This window comes from Devosia sp. LjRoot16 (assembly GCF_964252795.1).
Classification (GTDB): Bacteria; Pseudomonadota; Alphaproteobacteria; order Rhizobiales; family Devosiaceae; genus Devosia_A.
On record NZ_CAXUPH020000003.1, the window covers coordinates 350,840 to 367,024 of the forward strand.

General features: G+C 65.4%; 17 protein-coding genes and 1 tRNA gene. 8 read left to right on the forward strand and 10 right to left on the reverse strand.

What is annotated here, in order from left to right:
• Positions 1-16: 16 nt before the first annotated feature.
• A complete protein-coding gene (gene recG / locus ACSQ23_RS16135; protein WP_436091197.1) occupies positions 17-2,125 on the forward strand; it encodes an ATP-dependent DNA helicase RecG in 2,109 nt (702 codons plus the stop codon).
• A gap of 4 nt (positions 2,126-2,129) precedes the next feature.
• The gene (locus ACSQ23_RS16140; RefSeq protein ID WP_436091198.1) at positions 2,130-2,546 is read left to right on the forward strand and encodes a GNAT family acetyltransferase; all 417 of its coding nucleotides are present in this window, start codon (positions 2,130-2,132) and stop codon (positions 2,544-2,546) included.
• A 191-nt stretch (positions 2,547-2,737) separates the two neighbouring features.
• Here ACSQ23_RS16140 and ACSQ23_RS16145 read toward each other — a convergent pair whose 3' ends face one another.
• From ACSQ23_RS16145 to glmU, 4 genes are read right to left on the reverse strand one after another with little or no spacing between them, the layout of a single operon-like run.
• Positions 2,738-3,124 carry a DUF2237 family protein gene (locus ACSQ23_RS16145; RefSeq protein ID WP_056000462.1) on the reverse strand — a complete coding sequence of 129 codons (387 nt, stop codon included), beginning with the start codon at positions 3,122-3,124 and terminating at the stop codon, positions 2,738-2,740.
• Complete coding sequence (locus ACSQ23_RS16150; protein ID WP_436091199.1) at positions 3,121-3,639, reverse strand: MepB family protein; 519 nt, start codon at positions 3,637-3,639, stop codon at positions 3,121-3,123. Before ACSQ23_RS16150 ends, ACSQ23_RS16145 begins: the two co-directional genes overlap by 4 nt.
• 3 nt (positions 3,640-3,642) lie before the next feature.
• A complete protein-coding gene (glmS, locus tag ACSQ23_RS16155) occupies positions 3,643-5,469 on the reverse strand; it encodes a glutamine--fructose-6-phosphate transaminase (isomerizing) (protein WP_436091200.1) in 1,827 nt (608 codons plus the stop codon).
• 12 nt (positions 5,470-5,481) lie between these two features.
• Positions 5,482-6,834, reverse strand: coding sequence for a bifunctional UDP-N-acetylglucosamine diphosphorylase/glucosamine-1-phosphate N-acetyltransferase GlmU (gene glmU / locus ACSQ23_RS16160; protein ID WP_056000471.1), 1,353 nt, complete (start codon positions 6,832-6,834; stop codon positions 5,482-5,484).
• 133 nt (positions 6,835-6,967) lie between these two features.
• Between glmU and ACSQ23_RS16165 the strand changes: the two genes are divergently transcribed.
• From ACSQ23_RS16165 to ACSQ23_RS16185, 5 genes are all read left to right on the forward strand, one after another.
• Positions 6,968-7,768, forward strand: coding sequence for a hypothetical protein (locus ACSQ23_RS16165; RefSeq protein ID WP_436091201.1), 801 nt, complete (start codon positions 6,968-6,970; stop codon positions 7,766-7,768).
• Positions 7,769-7,844: 76 nt separating this feature from the next.
• Positions 7,845-7,919: transfer RNA gene (locus ACSQ23_RS16170), tRNA-Lys, on the forward strand.
• Between the two features lie 332 nt (positions 7,920-8,251).
• Positions 8,252-8,656: a low affinity iron permease family protein gene (locus ACSQ23_RS16175; RefSeq protein ID WP_436091202.1), complete on the forward strand. Its 405-nt coding sequence runs from the start codon at positions 8,252-8,254 to the stop codon at positions 8,654-8,656.
• Positions 8,657-8,820: 164 nt separating this feature from the next.
• Positions 8,821-9,729: a hypothetical protein gene (locus tag ACSQ23_RS16180; protein ID WP_436091203.1), complete on the forward strand. Its 909-nt coding sequence runs from the start codon at positions 8,821-8,823 to the stop codon at positions 9,727-9,729.
• 154 nt (positions 9,730-9,883) lie between these two features.
• The gene (locus tag ACSQ23_RS16185; protein ID WP_055882439.1) at positions 9,884-10,192 is read left to right on the forward strand and encodes a hypothetical protein; all 309 of its coding nucleotides are present in this window, start codon (positions 9,884-9,886) and stop codon (positions 10,190-10,192) included.
• 6 nt (positions 10,193-10,198) lie between these two features.
• Here the strand turns inward: ACSQ23_RS16185 and ACSQ23_RS16190 are convergent, their stop codons facing one another.
• Positions 10,199-10,423, reverse strand: a complete 225-nt coding sequence (locus ACSQ23_RS16190; RefSeq protein WP_055882442.1) for a hypothetical protein — start codon at positions 10,421-10,423, stop codon at positions 10,199-10,201.
• Between the two features lie 102 nt (positions 10,424-10,525).
• Positions 10,526-10,891, reverse strand: coding sequence for a hypothetical protein (locus ACSQ23_RS16195; protein WP_055882444.1), 366 nt, complete (start codon positions 10,889-10,891; stop codon positions 10,526-10,528).
• Between the two features lie 329 nt (positions 10,892-11,220).
• On the opposite strand from ACSQ23_RS16195, the gene ACSQ23_RS16200 reads away from it, so the two are divergent.
• On the forward strand, positions 11,221-12,003 hold the full coding sequence (locus tag ACSQ23_RS16200; protein WP_436091204.1) for an SDR family NAD(P)-dependent oxidoreductase: 783 nt from the start codon (positions 11,221-11,223) through the stop codon (positions 12,001-12,003).
• Positions 12,004-12,236: 233 nt separating this feature from the next.
• Here ACSQ23_RS16200 and ACSQ23_RS16205 read toward each other — a convergent pair whose 3' ends face one another.
• From ACSQ23_RS16205 to pgi, 4 genes are all read right to left on the reverse strand, one after another.
• Positions 12,237-12,680 carry a hypothetical protein gene (locus tag ACSQ23_RS16205; protein WP_055882449.1) on the reverse strand — a complete coding sequence of 148 codons (444 nt, stop codon included), beginning with the start codon at positions 12,678-12,680 and terminating at the stop codon, positions 12,237-12,239.
• A 120-nt stretch (positions 12,681-12,800) separates the two neighbouring features.
• Positions 12,801-13,553, reverse strand: a complete 753-nt coding sequence (gene map / locus ACSQ23_RS16210; protein WP_436091205.1) for a type I methionyl aminopeptidase — start codon at positions 13,551-13,553, stop codon at positions 12,801-12,803.
• Positions 13,550-14,536, reverse strand: a complete 987-nt coding sequence (locus ACSQ23_RS16215; RefSeq protein ID WP_436091206.1) for a phosphotransferase family protein — start codon at positions 14,534-14,536, stop codon at positions 13,550-13,552. The genes map and ACSQ23_RS16215 overlap by 4 nt, the downstream gene beginning before the upstream one ends.
• A complete protein-coding gene (pgi, locus tag ACSQ23_RS16220; RefSeq protein ID WP_436091207.1) occupies positions 14,533-16,167 on the reverse strand; it encodes a glucose-6-phosphate isomerase in 1,635 nt (544 codons plus the stop codon). The genes ACSQ23_RS16215 and pgi overlap by 4 nt, the downstream gene beginning before the upstream one ends.
• Positions 16,168-16,185 lie beyond the last annotated feature (18 nt).

Genomic DNA, 16,185 nt, shown 5'->3' on the forward strand with positions numbered 1-16,185 from the left:
CTCCGACCCGAGTTGCATGTCCCGTCCGCCGGCCCTCGATCCGCTGTTTCGCTCGCTACACTCCATCAAGGGGGTGGGGCCACAGCTCAGCGCCCTGCTGACCCGTTTCTTCGGCGCGCCCGAGGGGCAGGAAGCCATCGCGCTCGACCTGTTGATGCACATGCCCACCGGCGTCCTCGACCGCCGCCGCATGGATGGCATCGCCAATGCCGTGCACAACAATATCGCGACACTGAAGCTCCATATCGACCGCCACCAGCCGCCGCCGCGCGGCCGGGAGCACATCCCGCATCGTGTCTTCGCGCATGACGAAACCGGCGAGATCCAGTTGGTGTATTTCCGGGCCCAGGGCGGCTGGGTGGAAAAGCTGCTGCCGGTCGGCGAGACTCGATACGTCTCGGGCACCATCGGCTTCTTCCAAGGCGAAAAGCAGATCACCCACCCCGACTATGTCGTCGAGGCCGACAAGTTCGAGGACATGCCGCTGGTCGAGCCGGTCTACCCGCTGACCCACGGCCTCAGCTCTCGCGCCCTGATCAAACTCACCCGGCAGGTGCTGGAGACCTTGCCCGACCTGCCCGAATGGATGCCCGCCGAGCGCATCGCAGAGTTCGGTTGGCCCAGCTTTCAGGCAGCAATGCAGGCCTCGCACGCCCCCGAAACCCCCGATGACGCGCAGCTCTGGTCGAAGAACCGGATGCGCCTCGCCTATGACGAGTATCTCGCCGGCCAGCTCGCCCTGCTGATCGTCCGCTCACAGCTGATCGCGCCGCGTGGCATCGCCCGCAGCTTCACTGGCGAGATCTCCGCCAGGGTCGAGGCCGCCCTGCCCTACACCCTCACCGAGGGCCAGCGGCTCGCCGTCGAGGATATCCGCCACGACCTCGCTGCGCCCGAACGGATGTCGCGCCTGCTGCAGGGCGATGTCGGCGCCGGCAAGACCGTCGTCGCGCTGATGGCGATGGCGGCGATGGCAGAAAGCGGCGCGCAATCGGCGCTGATGACGCCGACCGAGATCCTCGCCAGCCAGCATTTCAAGACGCTGAAGCCCCTCTGCGACCAGGTCGGGCTCGGTATCGTGCTGCTCACCGGCAAGATGACCGCCGCCGAGCGCCGTGCCGTGCTGTCAGGCATCGCCGACGGCTCGACCGATATCGTCGTCGGCACCCACGCGCTGTTCCAGACCGGCGTCGACTTTCACAATCTCGGCCTCACCGTGGTCGACGAGCAGCATCGCTTCGGCGTCCACCAGCGCCTCGCGCTCAGTGAGAAGGGCATCCATGCCGACCTCCTGGTGATGACCGCCACGCCGATCCCGCGCACCCTGGTGCTCACCCATTTCGGCGACATGGCGGTCAGCATCCTGCGGGAAAAGCCGCGTGGCCGGCAGCCGATCGATACCGCGGTGCTGTCGATCGGCGAGTATGCCCGCGTCATCCAGCGCCTCGAGAGCCGCATCGCCGAGGGGGCGCAGGCCTTCTGGGTCTGCCCGCTGGTCGAGGAAAGCGAGCATCTCGAAGTGGTTGCCGCCGAGGACCGCTTCACCGAGCTGAAGAAGGTGTTCGGCGATAGGGTGGTGCTTATCCATGGCCGGATGAGCGCCGCCGCCAAGGCCGAGGCGATGGATCGCTTCCAGCGCAACGAGGCCAAGATCCTCGTCGCCACCACCGTCATCGAAGTCGGCGTCGACGTGCCCAACGCCACCATCATGATCATCGAGCATGCCGAACGCTTCGGCCTTGCCCAGCTGCATCAGCTGCGTGGCCGCGTCGGTCGCGGCAGCCAGCGCTCGGCCTGCCTGCTGCTCTACAAGGAGCCGTTGAGCGAAACCGCCAAGGCCCGGCTCGAGACCATCAAGGGCACCGAAGATGGCTTCGTCATCGCCGAGAAGGACCTCGAGCTGCGCGGCCAGGGCGATGTGCTCGGCACCCGCCAATCCGGCATGCCCGGCTACCATCTCGCCGTCCCCGATGTACACCGGCACCTGCTCGAATGGGCACACGAGGATGCCAAGGACGCGCTGACCCGTAACCCCGGCCTGACCGGAGGCGACGGCGACGCCCTGCGCACGCTGCTCTACCTGTTCCGCAAAGACCTCGCCATTCCCCTGCTCCGAGCCGGCTGACCCCATGCATATCCGCCCCTTCGAACGCCGCGACACCGACGCGGTCGTCGCCCTCTGGCAGGCCAGTGGCCTGACCCGGCCATGGAACGATCCAGTGAAGGACATCGAGCGCAAGCTGGCGGTGCAACCCGAGCTGTTCCTCGTCGGCGAGCGCGACAGCGAGGTCATCGCCACCGCCATGGGCGGCTATGACGGCCACCGCGGCTCGGTCTACTACCTCGCGACGGCGGCGGCGCACGCCGGCCAGGGTTTTGGCGCCGCGCTGCTGGCTGAGCTCGAGCGGCGTCTCACGGCTATGGGCTGCCCAAAAATCAACCTGCTGGTGCGCGGCGAGAACGAGGGCGTGCTGAAGTTCTACGATCGGCTCGGCTATGAGCGGCACGACTCGCTCAGCCTCGGGAGGCGGTTGATCGAGGATTAGCGGAGGCGGCTGGTGGGGGCTTGCCAGAACAACTCGCCCACCCCACCGGCTGTCATCCCAGCGAAAGCTGGGACCCAACCATCCTCTGGCGCGGGCCGAGAAATGGGCCCCAGCTTTCGCTGGGGTGACACCGAGTTTGGGGGGCCTCCAGGAGTAGCCGTACTCCCCCGCGCCGGGTCCCCACGGAGCCCTCACTCCACCGCGTACTTCCTGAGCACATCGATCTCGACATAGTTCAGCACCGACTGGTGCGTCGCCTTCAGCACCACGCGGGGCGCCATGCCGGCTTCCAGCGCCTCGACCCAGCGCAGCGCTACGAGGCACCAGCGGTCGCCGGCCTTGAGGCCCGGAAACGCATATTCCGGCATCGGGGTCGAAAGATCGTTGCCGCGTGATTTCGAGAACGCCAGGAATGCGTCGTTCATCTCGGCACAGACGGTATGCCGGCCCTCGTCGAGCGGGCCGGTGATGCAGTTGCCGTTCCGAAAGAACCCGGTCAGCGGATGCATCGAGCACAGCACCAGCTTCTCGCCGAAGACGTTGAGTTCCGGCTCCTGCTCGAAGAAGGGTTTATTCACTCGGTCACCGCCATCAGCCGCCGTAGCTCCGCGCTGCAATCGCGCGCCTCGAACGGCAGGAAGTGCCGCGTCTGCCATTGCTGCGTGCGCTGGGCGGCTTTGGCAATGGGTTTGCTCCAGGGCGGATAGACTCGCACAGCGCGTTTGCCACCCTTGCCATCGACCGAAAATACGCCGCGATCGACCAGCGACTGCCGATCGAAGACGAACTGGCCGCGCTGCCCGGCATCGGCGACACTGACGATCACAAAGTCGACGCCATCGGCAGCATCGAGCGGTGCGATCTCCACGTCCGGGGTCTCGCGCTTCCAGATGGTGACGAACTGCCCGAGCTTGGTCGGCGTGATCCGCGCCACGCGGAACGCCACCTGGTGGCCGTTGAGGCCGAACCGACAGGCGCCGTACTCAGCGCTTTCGGCCTCGCGCCGCGGCCGGTCGGTCACCACCAGCCCGGCTGGCTCATAGCGTTCGCGGATCGCGGTCGTCAGTTCATCCGGCAGGCTGGTCGAGAGCACGAGCTACTCGACCGTCACGCTCTTGGCGAGGTTGCGCGGCTGGTCGACGTCGGTGCCCATGAACGAGGCGGTGTGATAGGCCAGGAGCTGCACCGGGATGGTTGCGAGGATCGGCGCCACGAAGCTCGCGACCTTGGGCAGCACCAGCACCTCCGCCACGCCCTCGCCCACCGCCTCCTTGCCCACCTCGTCGGTGATCAGGATGATCTTGCCGCCGCGCGCCGCGACTTCCTGCATGTTGGAGAAGGTCTTGCCCATCAGCTCGTCCGACGGGGCGACGACGATCACCGGCATCAATTCGTCCACCAGCGCGATCGGCCCGTGCTTCAGCTCGCCGGCCGGATAGGCCTCGGCGTGGATATAGCTCAGTTCCTTGAGCTTCAGCGCGCCTTCCATGGCGATCGGGAACATCTGCCCGCGGCCCAGATAGAGCACGTCTTTGGCCTTGCTCAACCGCTTGGCGATATCCTCGACCTGCCCCTCGAGCGCCAGCGCGGCGGAGATGGCGGTGGGCAGCGTCGTGAGGCTATGCACCAGCTCGGCTTCCTGCGCCGCCGATATCGTGCCGCGCGCCACGCCCGCCGCGACGGCAAGGCTCGCCAGCGCCGTCAGCTGGGCGGTAAACGCCTTGGTCGAGGCGACGCCGATTTCCGGCCCGCACAGCGTCGGGAACACCACCTGGCTCTCGCGCGCCATCGTCGATTCCGGCGAGTTCAGCAGCGAGGCGATGTGCTGCCCCTGCCCGGCGCAATAACGCAAGGCCGCGAGGGTATCGGCGGTCTCACCGGATTGGGAAATGAAGAGGCTGAGCCCGCCCTGCTCCAGCGGCGGCTCGCGATAGCGGAACTCCGAGGCCACATCGACATCCACCGGCAGCCGCGCATAGCGCTCAAACCAGTATTTGGCGACGATGCCGGCATAGGACGCGGTGCCGCAGGCCGAAATGGTCAGGCGCGACAGTTTGGCGAAATCGAACGGCAGGTTCTCTCGGAGTGCCACCCGGTCGCTGCTCATATCCACATAGTGGCTGAGTGTGTGCGAGACCGTCTCGGGCTGCTCGTAGATTTCCTTGGCCATGAAGTGGCGGTGGTTGCCCTTGTCGACCAGCAGCGCCGAGGCGGCCGAAACCAGCATCTCGCGCTGGACGATCGCGTCCGAGCCGTCGCGGATGGTGACGCCATTCTTGGTCAGCACCGCCCAGTCGCCATCGAGCAGGTAGCTGAGCCGCGAGGTGAACGGCGCCAGCGCCATGGCGTCGGAGCCCAGATACATCTCGGTCGCGCCATAGCCGATGGCGAGCGGGGCACCGGAGCGGGCGGCGATCAGCAGGGCATCCTCGCCCTTGAACATGAAGGCCAGCGCGAAGGCGCCGTGCAACTGTTTCAGCGTCCTCGCCACCGCCATCTCGGGGTCGAGCCCGCGATCGATCTCGCGGGTCACCCACAGCGCCACCGATTCCGTGTCGGTCTGCGTCTTGGGCAGGTACCCGTCCTTGGCGAGGTCGGCGAGCAGCTCGCGGAAATTCTCGATAATGCCGTTATGCACCACCGCCACCTTGTCGGTGGCATGCGGATGGGCGTTGCCCTCGGTCGGCGCCCCATGCGTCGCCCAGCGGGTGTGGCCGATGCCGATATTGCCGCTGAGCGGCTCGAAGCTCAGCTTGGCGGCGAGATTGCCGAGCTTGCCCTCGGCGCGGCGGCGGCCGATCTGGCCAGCCTCCAGCGTCGCCACGCCGGCGCTGTCATAGCCGCGATATTCCAGCCGCTTCAGCGCATCGACCAGCCGCGGCGCCACCGGTTCCGTTCCGATAATCCCGACAATACCGCACATCTCGTCTGTCCCCTACTTGCCGGATCTGGCGCGTTTGATGGCTTCGGCCCGCGCCTTGAGCTTTGGCGCATAGCCGAGCTTGTTCTCCTGCCGGGCGCGGCCGATGGCCAGCGCATCCGGTTCGACATTGTGAGTGATGACGCTGCCCGAAGCGATATAGGCCCCGTCGCCGATGCTTACCGGCGCCACCAGCGACGAGTTCGAGCCGATAAAGGCATCCGCCCCGATGCTGGTCTTGGATTTGTTCACGCCGTCGTAGTTGCAGGTGATGGTCCCTGCCCCGATGTTGGTCCTGGCGCCCACTTCGCTGTCGCCGAGGTAGCTCAGGTGCCCGGCCTTCACGCCATCATGGATCACCGACTTCTTCACCTCGACGAAGTTGCCGAGGTGTACGTCCTTGCCCAACTCGGCGCCGCCGCGGATGCGGGCGAACGGCCCGATGCTGGAGCCCTCGCCGATCGTCACATCCTCGATATCGCAGAACGCCCGGATCTCGACCCCATCGGCGATCTTCACCCCGGGCCCGAACACCACGTTGGGGAAGATCGTCACGTCGCGGCCGATCTCGGTGTCATAGGAGAAGTACACCGTCGACGGGTCTTTCAGCGTCACCCCGGCGCGCATGAAGTCGTCGCGCCGCAGCTCCTGGAACTGTGCCTCGGCCTGCGACAGCTTCCGCCGGTCGTCGACTCCGATCACCTCGTTCGCATCGGCCTCTACCACCTCGATCCGTCGTCCGTCGCCGCTCGCCAGTTCCACCGCGTCGGTGAGGTAGAATTCGCCTTTGGCATTGGCGTTGCCGATCCGGTCGATCACCGAACGCAGCGTGTCGGCGCGAAACCCCATAATGCCGGAGTTGCACAGCCCAATCGCCCGCTCGGTCTCGGTTGCATCCTTGTGCTCGCGGATTGCCAGCAACTGTCCGTTGTCAGTGATCAACCGCCCGTAACCGGTGGTGTCCTCGGGCCGGAAGCCCACCACCACGATATCTGCGCCGCCATCGAGCCGCGTGGTGATGCCCCCCAACGTTTCGGCCGAGACGAGCGGCGTGTCGGCATAAAGCACGATCACGTTCCCCTTGGCGCTGCTGTAGGCGGCTTCGGCCTGTTTCACTGCGTGGGCAGTGCCCCTGCGGTCGGCCTGCGTCGAGAATGTTGCCGCCGGGGCCAGCCCCGCGACCATTGCCTGGACCGCGTCGTGTCCCGGCCCGATCACCACCGAGATAGCCGAAGAGCTGGCCGCGACCGTCCGCACCACGTGCCCAACAAGCGGCAATCCCCCCACCTGATGCAGCACTTTCGGCGTAGCCGAGCGCATGCGGGTGCCTTCGCCCGCGGCCAGGATGATCGACAGCAATTCAGTCATGGAGGGCCCTCGTCAGGGGTCATCGTTTCCCCCGTGTTTATGGCAGCAAGTTGTTGGGAATCCGATAACGCGGTTACGGAGTGGTAAACTCGAAAATCGGCCTGATTCGTAGGGCTCTTGGGAGATAAGACCTTTGGCGAAGGCAGCAGACCAGTTTCGTCCGGCTGACGTGACAATGTGGGGCATCGCGGCGCTTGGCATCTGGGCGGTGGCTATTCTGGGCGCCAACCTCTCCGGCCTGATCCCACCCAGCGTCTACGGGGCGCTCCACGCCTCGCGCCTCGAAGGCTCGACCATCAACCAGTTGCGCACTCAGGTCGCAACGCTCGAAGAAGAATCGGCGCGCATGCAGCGCGAGAGCACCCAATTGCTGCAGCGCTTCTCCATGAACGAGGAAGCCGCCGGCGCCGTGACCAAGCGCGTCGGTGCGCTCGAGATCAGCGTGCCCAAGGTTCTCGAGGAAGTGCAGATCAAGGCCCGCAGCGCTGCCGCTGCCATCGACACCACCACCACGGGCTCGATCACCCCGGGCAAGACCCTGACCTTCGAGACCGAAGGCGGTACTGTTGCCGTGCAGCAGCGCCCGCTGCTTCCGGGCTCCAATGATGTGAAACTCAAGGCTGTACCGCTCTCCGCCAACACCATGCCACTGGCCATTCCGGACGGCTCCTCCCCCGGTATCGCGCTCGGCTTCCCGGTGCGCGCCGATACCGCCGAAGCGCAGTGGCAGGAGCTGCTCGCGCAGGTCGGCACCATGCTGGTGGGCCTGTCGCCGGTGCTCGCCGACCAGGATGGTACCGACGGCAAGATCATCGTCGCCGGCCCGATGGTCGATCGCGCCTCTGCCATCGAACTGTGCGCCCGGCTCGACCGCGCGGGCGTCCCGTGTGAGCCTGCAAGCTATGCCGGCCAGCCGGTGCCGCTGCTCAACTGACGGGTATTCGCCGTTAGCGATTGACAGCCGGGGCACAATGCCTATGTTCCGCGCCGATCCGCCCCGCGCGGCAGGAGCGCCCGTAGCTCAGTGGTAGAGCATCCGACTTTTAATCGGATGGTCGATGGTTCGAATCCATCCGGGCGTACCACTTCCCGCTTTTTCGCCGGCACATGTCTTTGTGAGTATGGCCGGGCCTGGGAAGCGCCTAATCTCCCCATAGACCGGTTGAGCCGCCGCCCTGCGGGCGACATTTGGGACGCTGCAACCGGGCGTTGATCGCGCAATCTCCCCCATTGGATTGCATCAATGTCACCCACCACTTCGTCCTACCGGCCTGGTCGCCTGCACAACTGGCTCGCCGCTTTCCTCCTGCTCGCCGTCGTTCTGATTGCAGCCACTGCCCTCGGCTTCTGGCTCTAGCTGGAACTTGCTGCCGCCTGCGGCGATTGAATCAGACGCTGCGCAACGCGAGGTGTCATCATGGCCGCAGGTTTCTTTCACCAGTTCTCCAGCATCGTGTCGCGCGGCGCCGGCAAGCCAGCGACCTTTGCCGCAGCCTGCGGGCTCGTCGTGCTGTGGGCGGTGAGCGGACCGCTATTCGGCTTCTCCCAGACCTGGCAGCTGGTGATCAACACCGCCACCACCATCATCACCTTCCTCATGGTGTTCGTGGTGCAGCATACCCAGAACCGCGACGGCGAGGCTGTGCAGGCCAAGCTCGACGATCTGATCATGGCGCTGCGCAGAGCCGATAACCGGTTGATCGGCGCCGAACAACTCACCGGTCATGAGCTTCACAAGCTCCGCAAGATGATCGCCGAGCGGGTGGAAAATGACGCGGCGCCCCTCGAGCAGGTCGACAGCCGCATTACCGGCGGGCGCTAGGATAATTTCCGATCAAGGCAACCAATCGTTCGTTTCCGCACTTTTCTGTGACGAACCGCGTCATAGGAGAACAAGAAAAATGAACGGGATCATCTACCTCGTCGGCCTGGTGGTCGTAATCCTCGCCGTCCTGTCCTTCTTCGGCCTGAGGTAAGGACCACACCATGACCATTCCCTCCGAAGTAGACGTTGTCGTTGCCTCAACCCCGGCCGCGACGGACAACAGTTCCTATGTCGACTGGCCGGCGATCATCGCCGGTATTGTGATCGCCTCAGCGATCTCGCTGGTCCTGCTGGGCTTCGGCTCGGCAATCGGACTGAGCTTCGTCAACTTCCACGCCGGCCCGGATGTTCCGGTAATCTGGATCGCCATTGCGGCCGGGATCTGGCTGCTGTGGGTGGAAGTCTCGAGCTTCATGGCGGGCGCCTATGTCACCGGCCGGCTGCGCCGGCGTCATCACGATGCCACCGAAGATGAAGCGGACGTGCGCGACGGGGCGCATGGCCTGCTTGTCTGGGGTGGTGCTCTGGTGATCGGCGGTCTGATTGCCGTCGGCGGCATCAGCGCTGCGGCAAATGCCGTCGGCGCCGCGGCCTCGACGCTCACCAACGCCGCAGCGACCGTGGCCGATGACGCCGGCAGCGCGATCGATCCGAATGTCTATTTCGTCGATCAGCTGTTCCGCCCCTCGCCCACCGCGACCACGGCCTCGGCGGCCGATACCACCGCGGTGCGCGCCGAAACCGGCCGTATCCTTGCTGAGGGTGCACTCGGCGATGGCATCAGCGATCCCGACAAGGCCTATCTGGCCCAGGTTGTCGCCACCAACACCGGCCTCAGCGCGGACGAAGCCAACGCCCGCGTCACCGAGGTGCTGGCGGCTGTCGACAAGGCCAAAGCCGACGCGGCGGCGGCTGCCGAAACTGCCCGCAAGACTGCCGTGGTTGCCGCCTTCCTCACCGCAGCTTCGCTGCTGGTCAGTGCGGCCGGCGCTTACTGGGCGGCGCAGATGGGTGGCAACCACCGCGACAACGCCACCGTGTTCCGCACCGTGTTCCGGCGCGCACGATAGAGGAGAAGGCAAATGCTGAAAGGACTTGGACTCTGGCTGCTGGGCGTGCCCATCTGGCTGATCATCATCATCGTGCTGTTCATTCACTGAGGATGAGCGCAGCATGGAGGCGGGCCATGGCCCGCCTCTTCCGTGTGAGAAAAGGACGCGTGCGATGAATAGCGCCAACCTGCAGCTCGAAGGCCTCTACCTCGCCATCGCCGCCATGCACGAGACGATGATCGCCAGGGGCCTGGTCTCCCGCCAGGACGTCGACGACGCCATGCGGGCCGCCGAGCAGACCGCCATCAACGACCACCGCTCGATCGAGAACCTCCGTCCGGCCGAGCGCGATGCCCTGGCCTTTCCGGCACGCCTGCTGCGCATGGCCAATGCCACCGTCTCGGATGACGGCGCCCTGTCGTTTTCGGCCCTGGCGCGTCGTGTCGGCACCGTCAAGGAACCCTACAACGACCAGCGCTAGCAGGCGTCAGGACGTGGTCGGCACCGGGCCCTTCCAGATCAGCCTGTGCGATCCCTGATCCGTCGGCGCGAACACCTCGGAACGACGGCCGTCATCGCCATAGGTCATGGCGATCCGCCGTGCCTGGCTTTGGGCATCGTCGCGGCTTTCGAACGGTCCATAGGCCTTGCCCTCGCAGTCGACCCACCACGAGCCCATGCTCTCGATAACGATGAACCAGCAGGTTTTCATTGATGCTCCCCGGCCGCGGGAACGGCCACCATCGGTTGCAGCTATGCGCCTTCAGAAAGAGCTGCTGGCCCTTCCCGTTCAAAAGCGCGACAAATCGAATGTCTAATCGCGACGCCCGCCAGCCATGCGCTGGGCCACCGAAAGCGGAGCGAACAGCCGGGCGATGCGCGCCGCGCTGATGCCGTCGTCGAGCTCGCCAAAGGCTGAGATGAGCCCGCGGTCCGGCCCGTCCTCGCGGCGCAGTTCCTTGAACGGCACCGCGACTTCCACCTGATGCCAGTTGCGCGCCTCGTCGAGCGTGAACGCCGCCGAGATGGCGAAGTTCTCGTCGGCCGCATCCGGCCCGAAGCGGACCAGGAGGTGGCTGCACCGCTCCCTGTTACGCGCCATGAACAGGCTCTTCTCGCGCTCGAAGGCGCTGGCGATATCGCCGTCCAGCAAGGATGGACGGATGGTCAAGGCAGTCATCGGATTGCCCCCCGATCTGCTGCGGATACCAGCAAATGCTAGGGGTTCAGTGTGTCCCTGAAGGGACTGCAATAGGGCGGAAACGCGGTCGATAAACTTGCATCCACGGCGCAACCGCCGCGCTGCAGACGCGTTGATTCCGTCGGTGGCGCCGCGTGTCAACCGGACGCGATGGGCACGGGGAACATTGCGGTTTTTCCGGTTTCCCGCCTTGGCCAACGAAACGGCAGACGAGCCTCTGTTCCATCCGTGGCGTCACCTCGCGAAGCTCAATTATGGCACTGGCCGCTGTAACGCCATGTTTCATTATGGCTGCTAAGCCAAGGAGCATGGCCCAACTCGAATCGAAAAGCCCGGCCGCCGGGCCGTTGCGCGTGCTGATCCTCGGCGCCAATTCCGGCATCGCCGAAGCTACTGCGCGGCTCTACGCCGCCGAAGGGGCAGCCCTGCTGCTGGCCGGCCGCCATGCCGGTCGGCTTGCAGCCCTGGCCGACGAGCTGCGAAAGCTCGGCGCCAGCCGGTGCGAAACCGCGGTGCTCGACCTGGTGGCTGCCGATCCCGGCTCAGAGCTGCCATTGCTCGCCGCCCGGCTCGGCGGCGTCGACCACCTGCATATCGCCTACGCCATCATGCCCGAGCAGTCCGCTGCCGCTGCCGATCTTGCCGTCGCCACCCGGATGATGACCACGAACTACACCTCCACCGCCCTGTGGTCGCTGGCGGCCGCCAACCTGCTCGAGGCGCAGGGTCATGGCGCGCTGGTGGTGCTCGGCTCGGTTGCCGGTGATCGGGGCCGGCGCAGGAACTTCATTTACGCCTCGACCAAGGCCGGCATCGAAACACTGGTCGAGGGCATCGCTCACCGCTTCGCCGGGAGGTTCGGCCGCGGGGGTCCGCGCGCCGTGGTGGTGAAGCCGGGTCCGACGGCGACGGCAATGACGGCGAACAGTCCACCGGGCCGCCGGCTAGCTTCCGCCGATAATGTAGCGCGACTGGTGCGCCACGCCGCCGAGCACGGCGGACCGGTGCAATACGCCCCGCGCCGCTGGCGGCTGATCATGCGCCTCGTGCGCGAAATGCCCTGGTGGCTGTTCCGACGCATCGATCTCTAGATCGATCGAACCGCCAGTTGACGACGATGCCCGGCAAGATTTTCCGCTGCCTCGCCTCCCCCACCGGTGTCATCCCAGCGAAAGCTGGGACCCAACTCACCACAGCGCAAGCGGATGAATGGGTCCTAGCTTTCGCTGGGATGACACCGAGTTGGTGGGGCAAACGGTGCTACCCAATCGGTGGTCACCAGGAAATAAACAGGGGCCGTTTCCGGCCCCTGCCCTGATCTCGATCAATACGGCGACGGGTACCAGTCGTCGTCGTCACCCCAGTCGTCTTCGTCATCGACCGGGTAGAGCTTCTTGATGCGGTCGACCATGCCCGAGCAGCGGTTGATGCGCATCGAATAGTACCAGTCGTCATAGCCGGCCTGGACGCGAACGCGGTTCTTGCTCAGGTAATCGACGATCTCCACCTCGAAGAAGCCGTAGGCCTTGAGGCCTTTGCGGATCTGCTTGTCGGTCAGGCACCAGTTGAAGAAGTCGTTCGGGCCGAAGTTCTTCTTCTTGAACTGCTGCAGCTGCTTCTGGTCGCCGCCCTGCGGCTTCACATCGAGCGAGAAGCCGCCCATGTTCGGGGCAGCCTGGACCGGGACCGCGCTCAGGGCGGTGCCGGCGAGGACGACGGCAAGGACCGCGGCGCGGCCGGTCTGCCGGAGGGTGTTGAGAACGGTCATTTCAGTAGTCCTTGGGGTTTGGTTCAGTGCTGCATCTGCAGCGTTGATATCACCCTAGCGCACTGATTTTGAACGCGTTTAGAACCATCCCTTCAGAAACCATTCAGCGCAGCGCCGCACTTATGCCGCGGTCACCACAATCGCGCCACGACGTGTCGCGACGATAGTGTGCTCGTACTGCACGCAAGGAGCCGGCGGATCGGCCACCAGCGTCCATTCGTCGTCCTCGTCGCGCTGCTCGGCCATCCGGCCGCCCAGCGACAGGAACGGTTCCACCGTGAACACCAGCCCTTCGGTGATCACCCGCCGATCGGACTTGTCCGGCCAGGTGGCGATCTCGCCCGGCTCATCGTGCAGGCTGTCGCCGACCCCATGGCTGGCGAGATTCTCGATCAGCGTGTAGCGGTGTTTTCTGGCGAAGGCGCCGATGGCGATGCCGATGCCGTTGAGCGGCGCACCGGTCTTCACCGCCCGGATCCCTTCCCACATGGCGCGCTTGCCGTCGCGGCAGAGCGCCACCAGCCGCGGATCGGCTTCCGGCACTAGGAACGACGCGCCGGTATCGGCGAACACCCCGTCGAGCTCCGCCGACACGTCGATATTCACCAGGTCACCTGCCTGGATAACGCGCGACCCGGGAATGCCGTGCGCGATTTCCTCATTCACCGAAATGCAGGTGGCGCCCGGAAAATCATAGGTGATCTCGGGCGCCGAACGCGCCCCGGCAGCATCGAGGATGCGCCGGCCGATGTTATCCAGTTCCTGCGTGGTGATCCCCGGCGCCAGCGCCGCCGCCATCGCATCGCGCGCCACGGCGCAGATGCGACCGATGGCCTTGAGCTTTTCGAGTTCAGTTTCGGTCGTGATGGTCATGCCGTGTACGCCCCGGCTTCCGCCATCGCCTCGAGATCGCCCATCAGGTCGTGCCGCTCACCCTCTAGGATCACCCCGACATGCCGCAACCACATCCACATCGTGACGCGGTGCACGAGCGTGTAGATCCACAGGGCCGCTTCGGGATCGGGATGATCGAAGGCGCCGTAGCCGGCCCGGATATGCGGCGTTGAGCCCGGCGCATCATGCTCCGAGCAGAACAGCGCCTTGGCGAGGTCGCAGATCGGATCCGACGCCCGCGCATTGCCGAAGTCGAGCAGCCCCGTGAGCTGCAGCCGCCCGTTCGCATCGCGCTCCGCCAGCACGTTGTGCGGCTGAAAGTCGTCATGCGCAAACACCGCGCCCCGGCTTTCGGCGATGACATCCGCATGGGCGGCGAAGATCGCCTCGAGCCGCTGCGCCAGCGCCTCGCCACCGCCGTAGCGGCGGAACTGGCCGATGCCGTGGGCGAAGCGGCGCGCGAGATATTCGGTATTGGTCGACACCGGATCGTGGAGGCCGTCCGCATCGAAGGCGCCGTAGCCGGGCACCGGTACGGTGTGCAGCTTGCGCAGCATCTCACCCATCTGCCGGTAGAGGTCGCCGACGTCCGGCGCGTCCTTGAAGGTCATCACCTGCCTGCCAGGCAAGTAGTTGGCGATGGTGTAGCGGAACGGCATCCGGGTGCGGGTCTCGTCCGAGGCGAGGAAGCGAGTCATCGGCACATCGAGGTCGCGTAGCAACTGCGACGCATAAGTCTCTTTGCCGGTCGCGTACGGCAGCGCGTCGTTGAATACCTTGAGCACGACCGGCTGGCCGTCCACGCGGTCGATGCGGAACGAGCGTGCGCCGCCACCAAGGAGTTCGGTGATCGCCGCGGGAACACCAAGGCCGAAATCGGCAAACGTGGCCGCGAGCCGATCGAGATCGATCCCGACCGGCGCTGCTTTCTTCACCCCATGCTCTTCCACCGCCTCGCTCATTTGAGTTTCAGGTACGCGTCCACCAGCCCCTTGGTGGAGCTGTCATGGGCCGTTGCCTTCTCCGTACCCTGCACCTTGGGCAGCAGCGCCTTGGCCAACTGCTTGCCAAGCTCGACCCCCCACTGGTCGTAAGAATTCACGCCCCAGATGGTGCCCTGCACGAACACCTTGTGCTCGTAGAGCGCGATCAGGCTACCGAGCCGTTCCGGCGTCAGCTTGGGGTAGAGCAGCGTGTTCGAGGGACGGTTGCCGGGGAACATCTTGTGCGGCGTCAGTTCCTTGATCCGCGCCTTGTCGAGGCCCTGGGCGCTGAGCTCCGCCACCACCTCGTCCTTGGTCTTGCCCAGCATCAGCGCTTCGGATTGCGCCAGGACGTTCGCCACCAGCTTGTCGTGGTGCGGCGGCAACTGCTCATGCGGCTGCGCGGCGATCAGGAAATCCACCGGGATCACGTCGGTGCCCTGGTGGATCAGCTGGTAGAACGCGTGCTGCCCATTGGTGCCCGGCTCGCCCCAGATGATCGGGCCGGTCGGGTAGTCCACCGCCTTGCCGTTGAGCGTCACTGACTTGCCGTTCGATTCCATATCCTGCTGCTGCAGGTAGGCGGCGAAGCGGGAAAGCCGCTGGTCGTAAGGCAGCACGGCATGGGTCGAAAAGCCCCAGGCGTTGCGATACCAGACACCAAGCACGCCCATGATGACCGGCAGGTTCTTTTCCAGCTTGGTCTTCAAAAAGTGCTGGTCCATTTCGTAAGCGCCGCGCAGGAACGCCTCGAAATTCTCGTAGCCGACGGCAATCGCCACCGGCAGCCCGATGGCCGACCACACCGAGTAGCGGCCGCCGACCCAGTCCCAGAAGCCGAAGATGCGATCGGACTTGATGCCGAAATCGGCGCAGGCCTTGAGGTTGGTCGAAAGCGCCGCGAAATGATCCGGCACCGCCGCCTCACCCAGCGCCGAAGCGATCCAGGCACGGGCAGTTGCCGCGTTGGTCATCGTCTCATCGGTGGTGAAAGTCTTCGAGGCGACGATGAACATCGTCCGCTTCGGGTCGAGCCCCCTCAGCACATCATGGATATGGGCGCCGTCGACGTTCGAGACGTAATGCGCCCGGAGGTCGGCCCGCGTGTAGGGCGCCAGCGCCAGCGTCACCATCGCCGGGCCGAGGTCGGAGCCGCCAATGCCGATATTGACCACGTCGGTGAAGCTGTCGCCGCTCGAGCCCTTGATCGAGCCGTCGCGCACCGCGTCGGAAAAGCCCTTCATTGCCGCGAGGACGCCACGCACCTCGGGCATCACATCCTTGCCGTCGACCACCACCTTCTTGTCGCCCATATAGCGCAGCGCCATGTGCTGCACCGCGCGGTCCTCGGTGATGTTGATGTGCTCGCCCTTCCACATCGCGTCGCGCCGCTCCTCGACCCCGGCAGCGCGCGCCAGCTCGAACAAGGCCGCCATCGCCTTCTCGTCGATGCGGTTCTTCGAGTAATCGAGCAGCAGCTCGCCGGCCTTGGCCGAGAAGCTCTTGAAGCGGTTGGGATCGCTCGCGAACAGCTCGCGCATGGTCGTCTCATCGAGACGCTTGCGCGACTTCATCAGCGGATTGAGGAGGGACTTGCGAGGGGTGGCCATGACGCTGTTCTCCGGTTC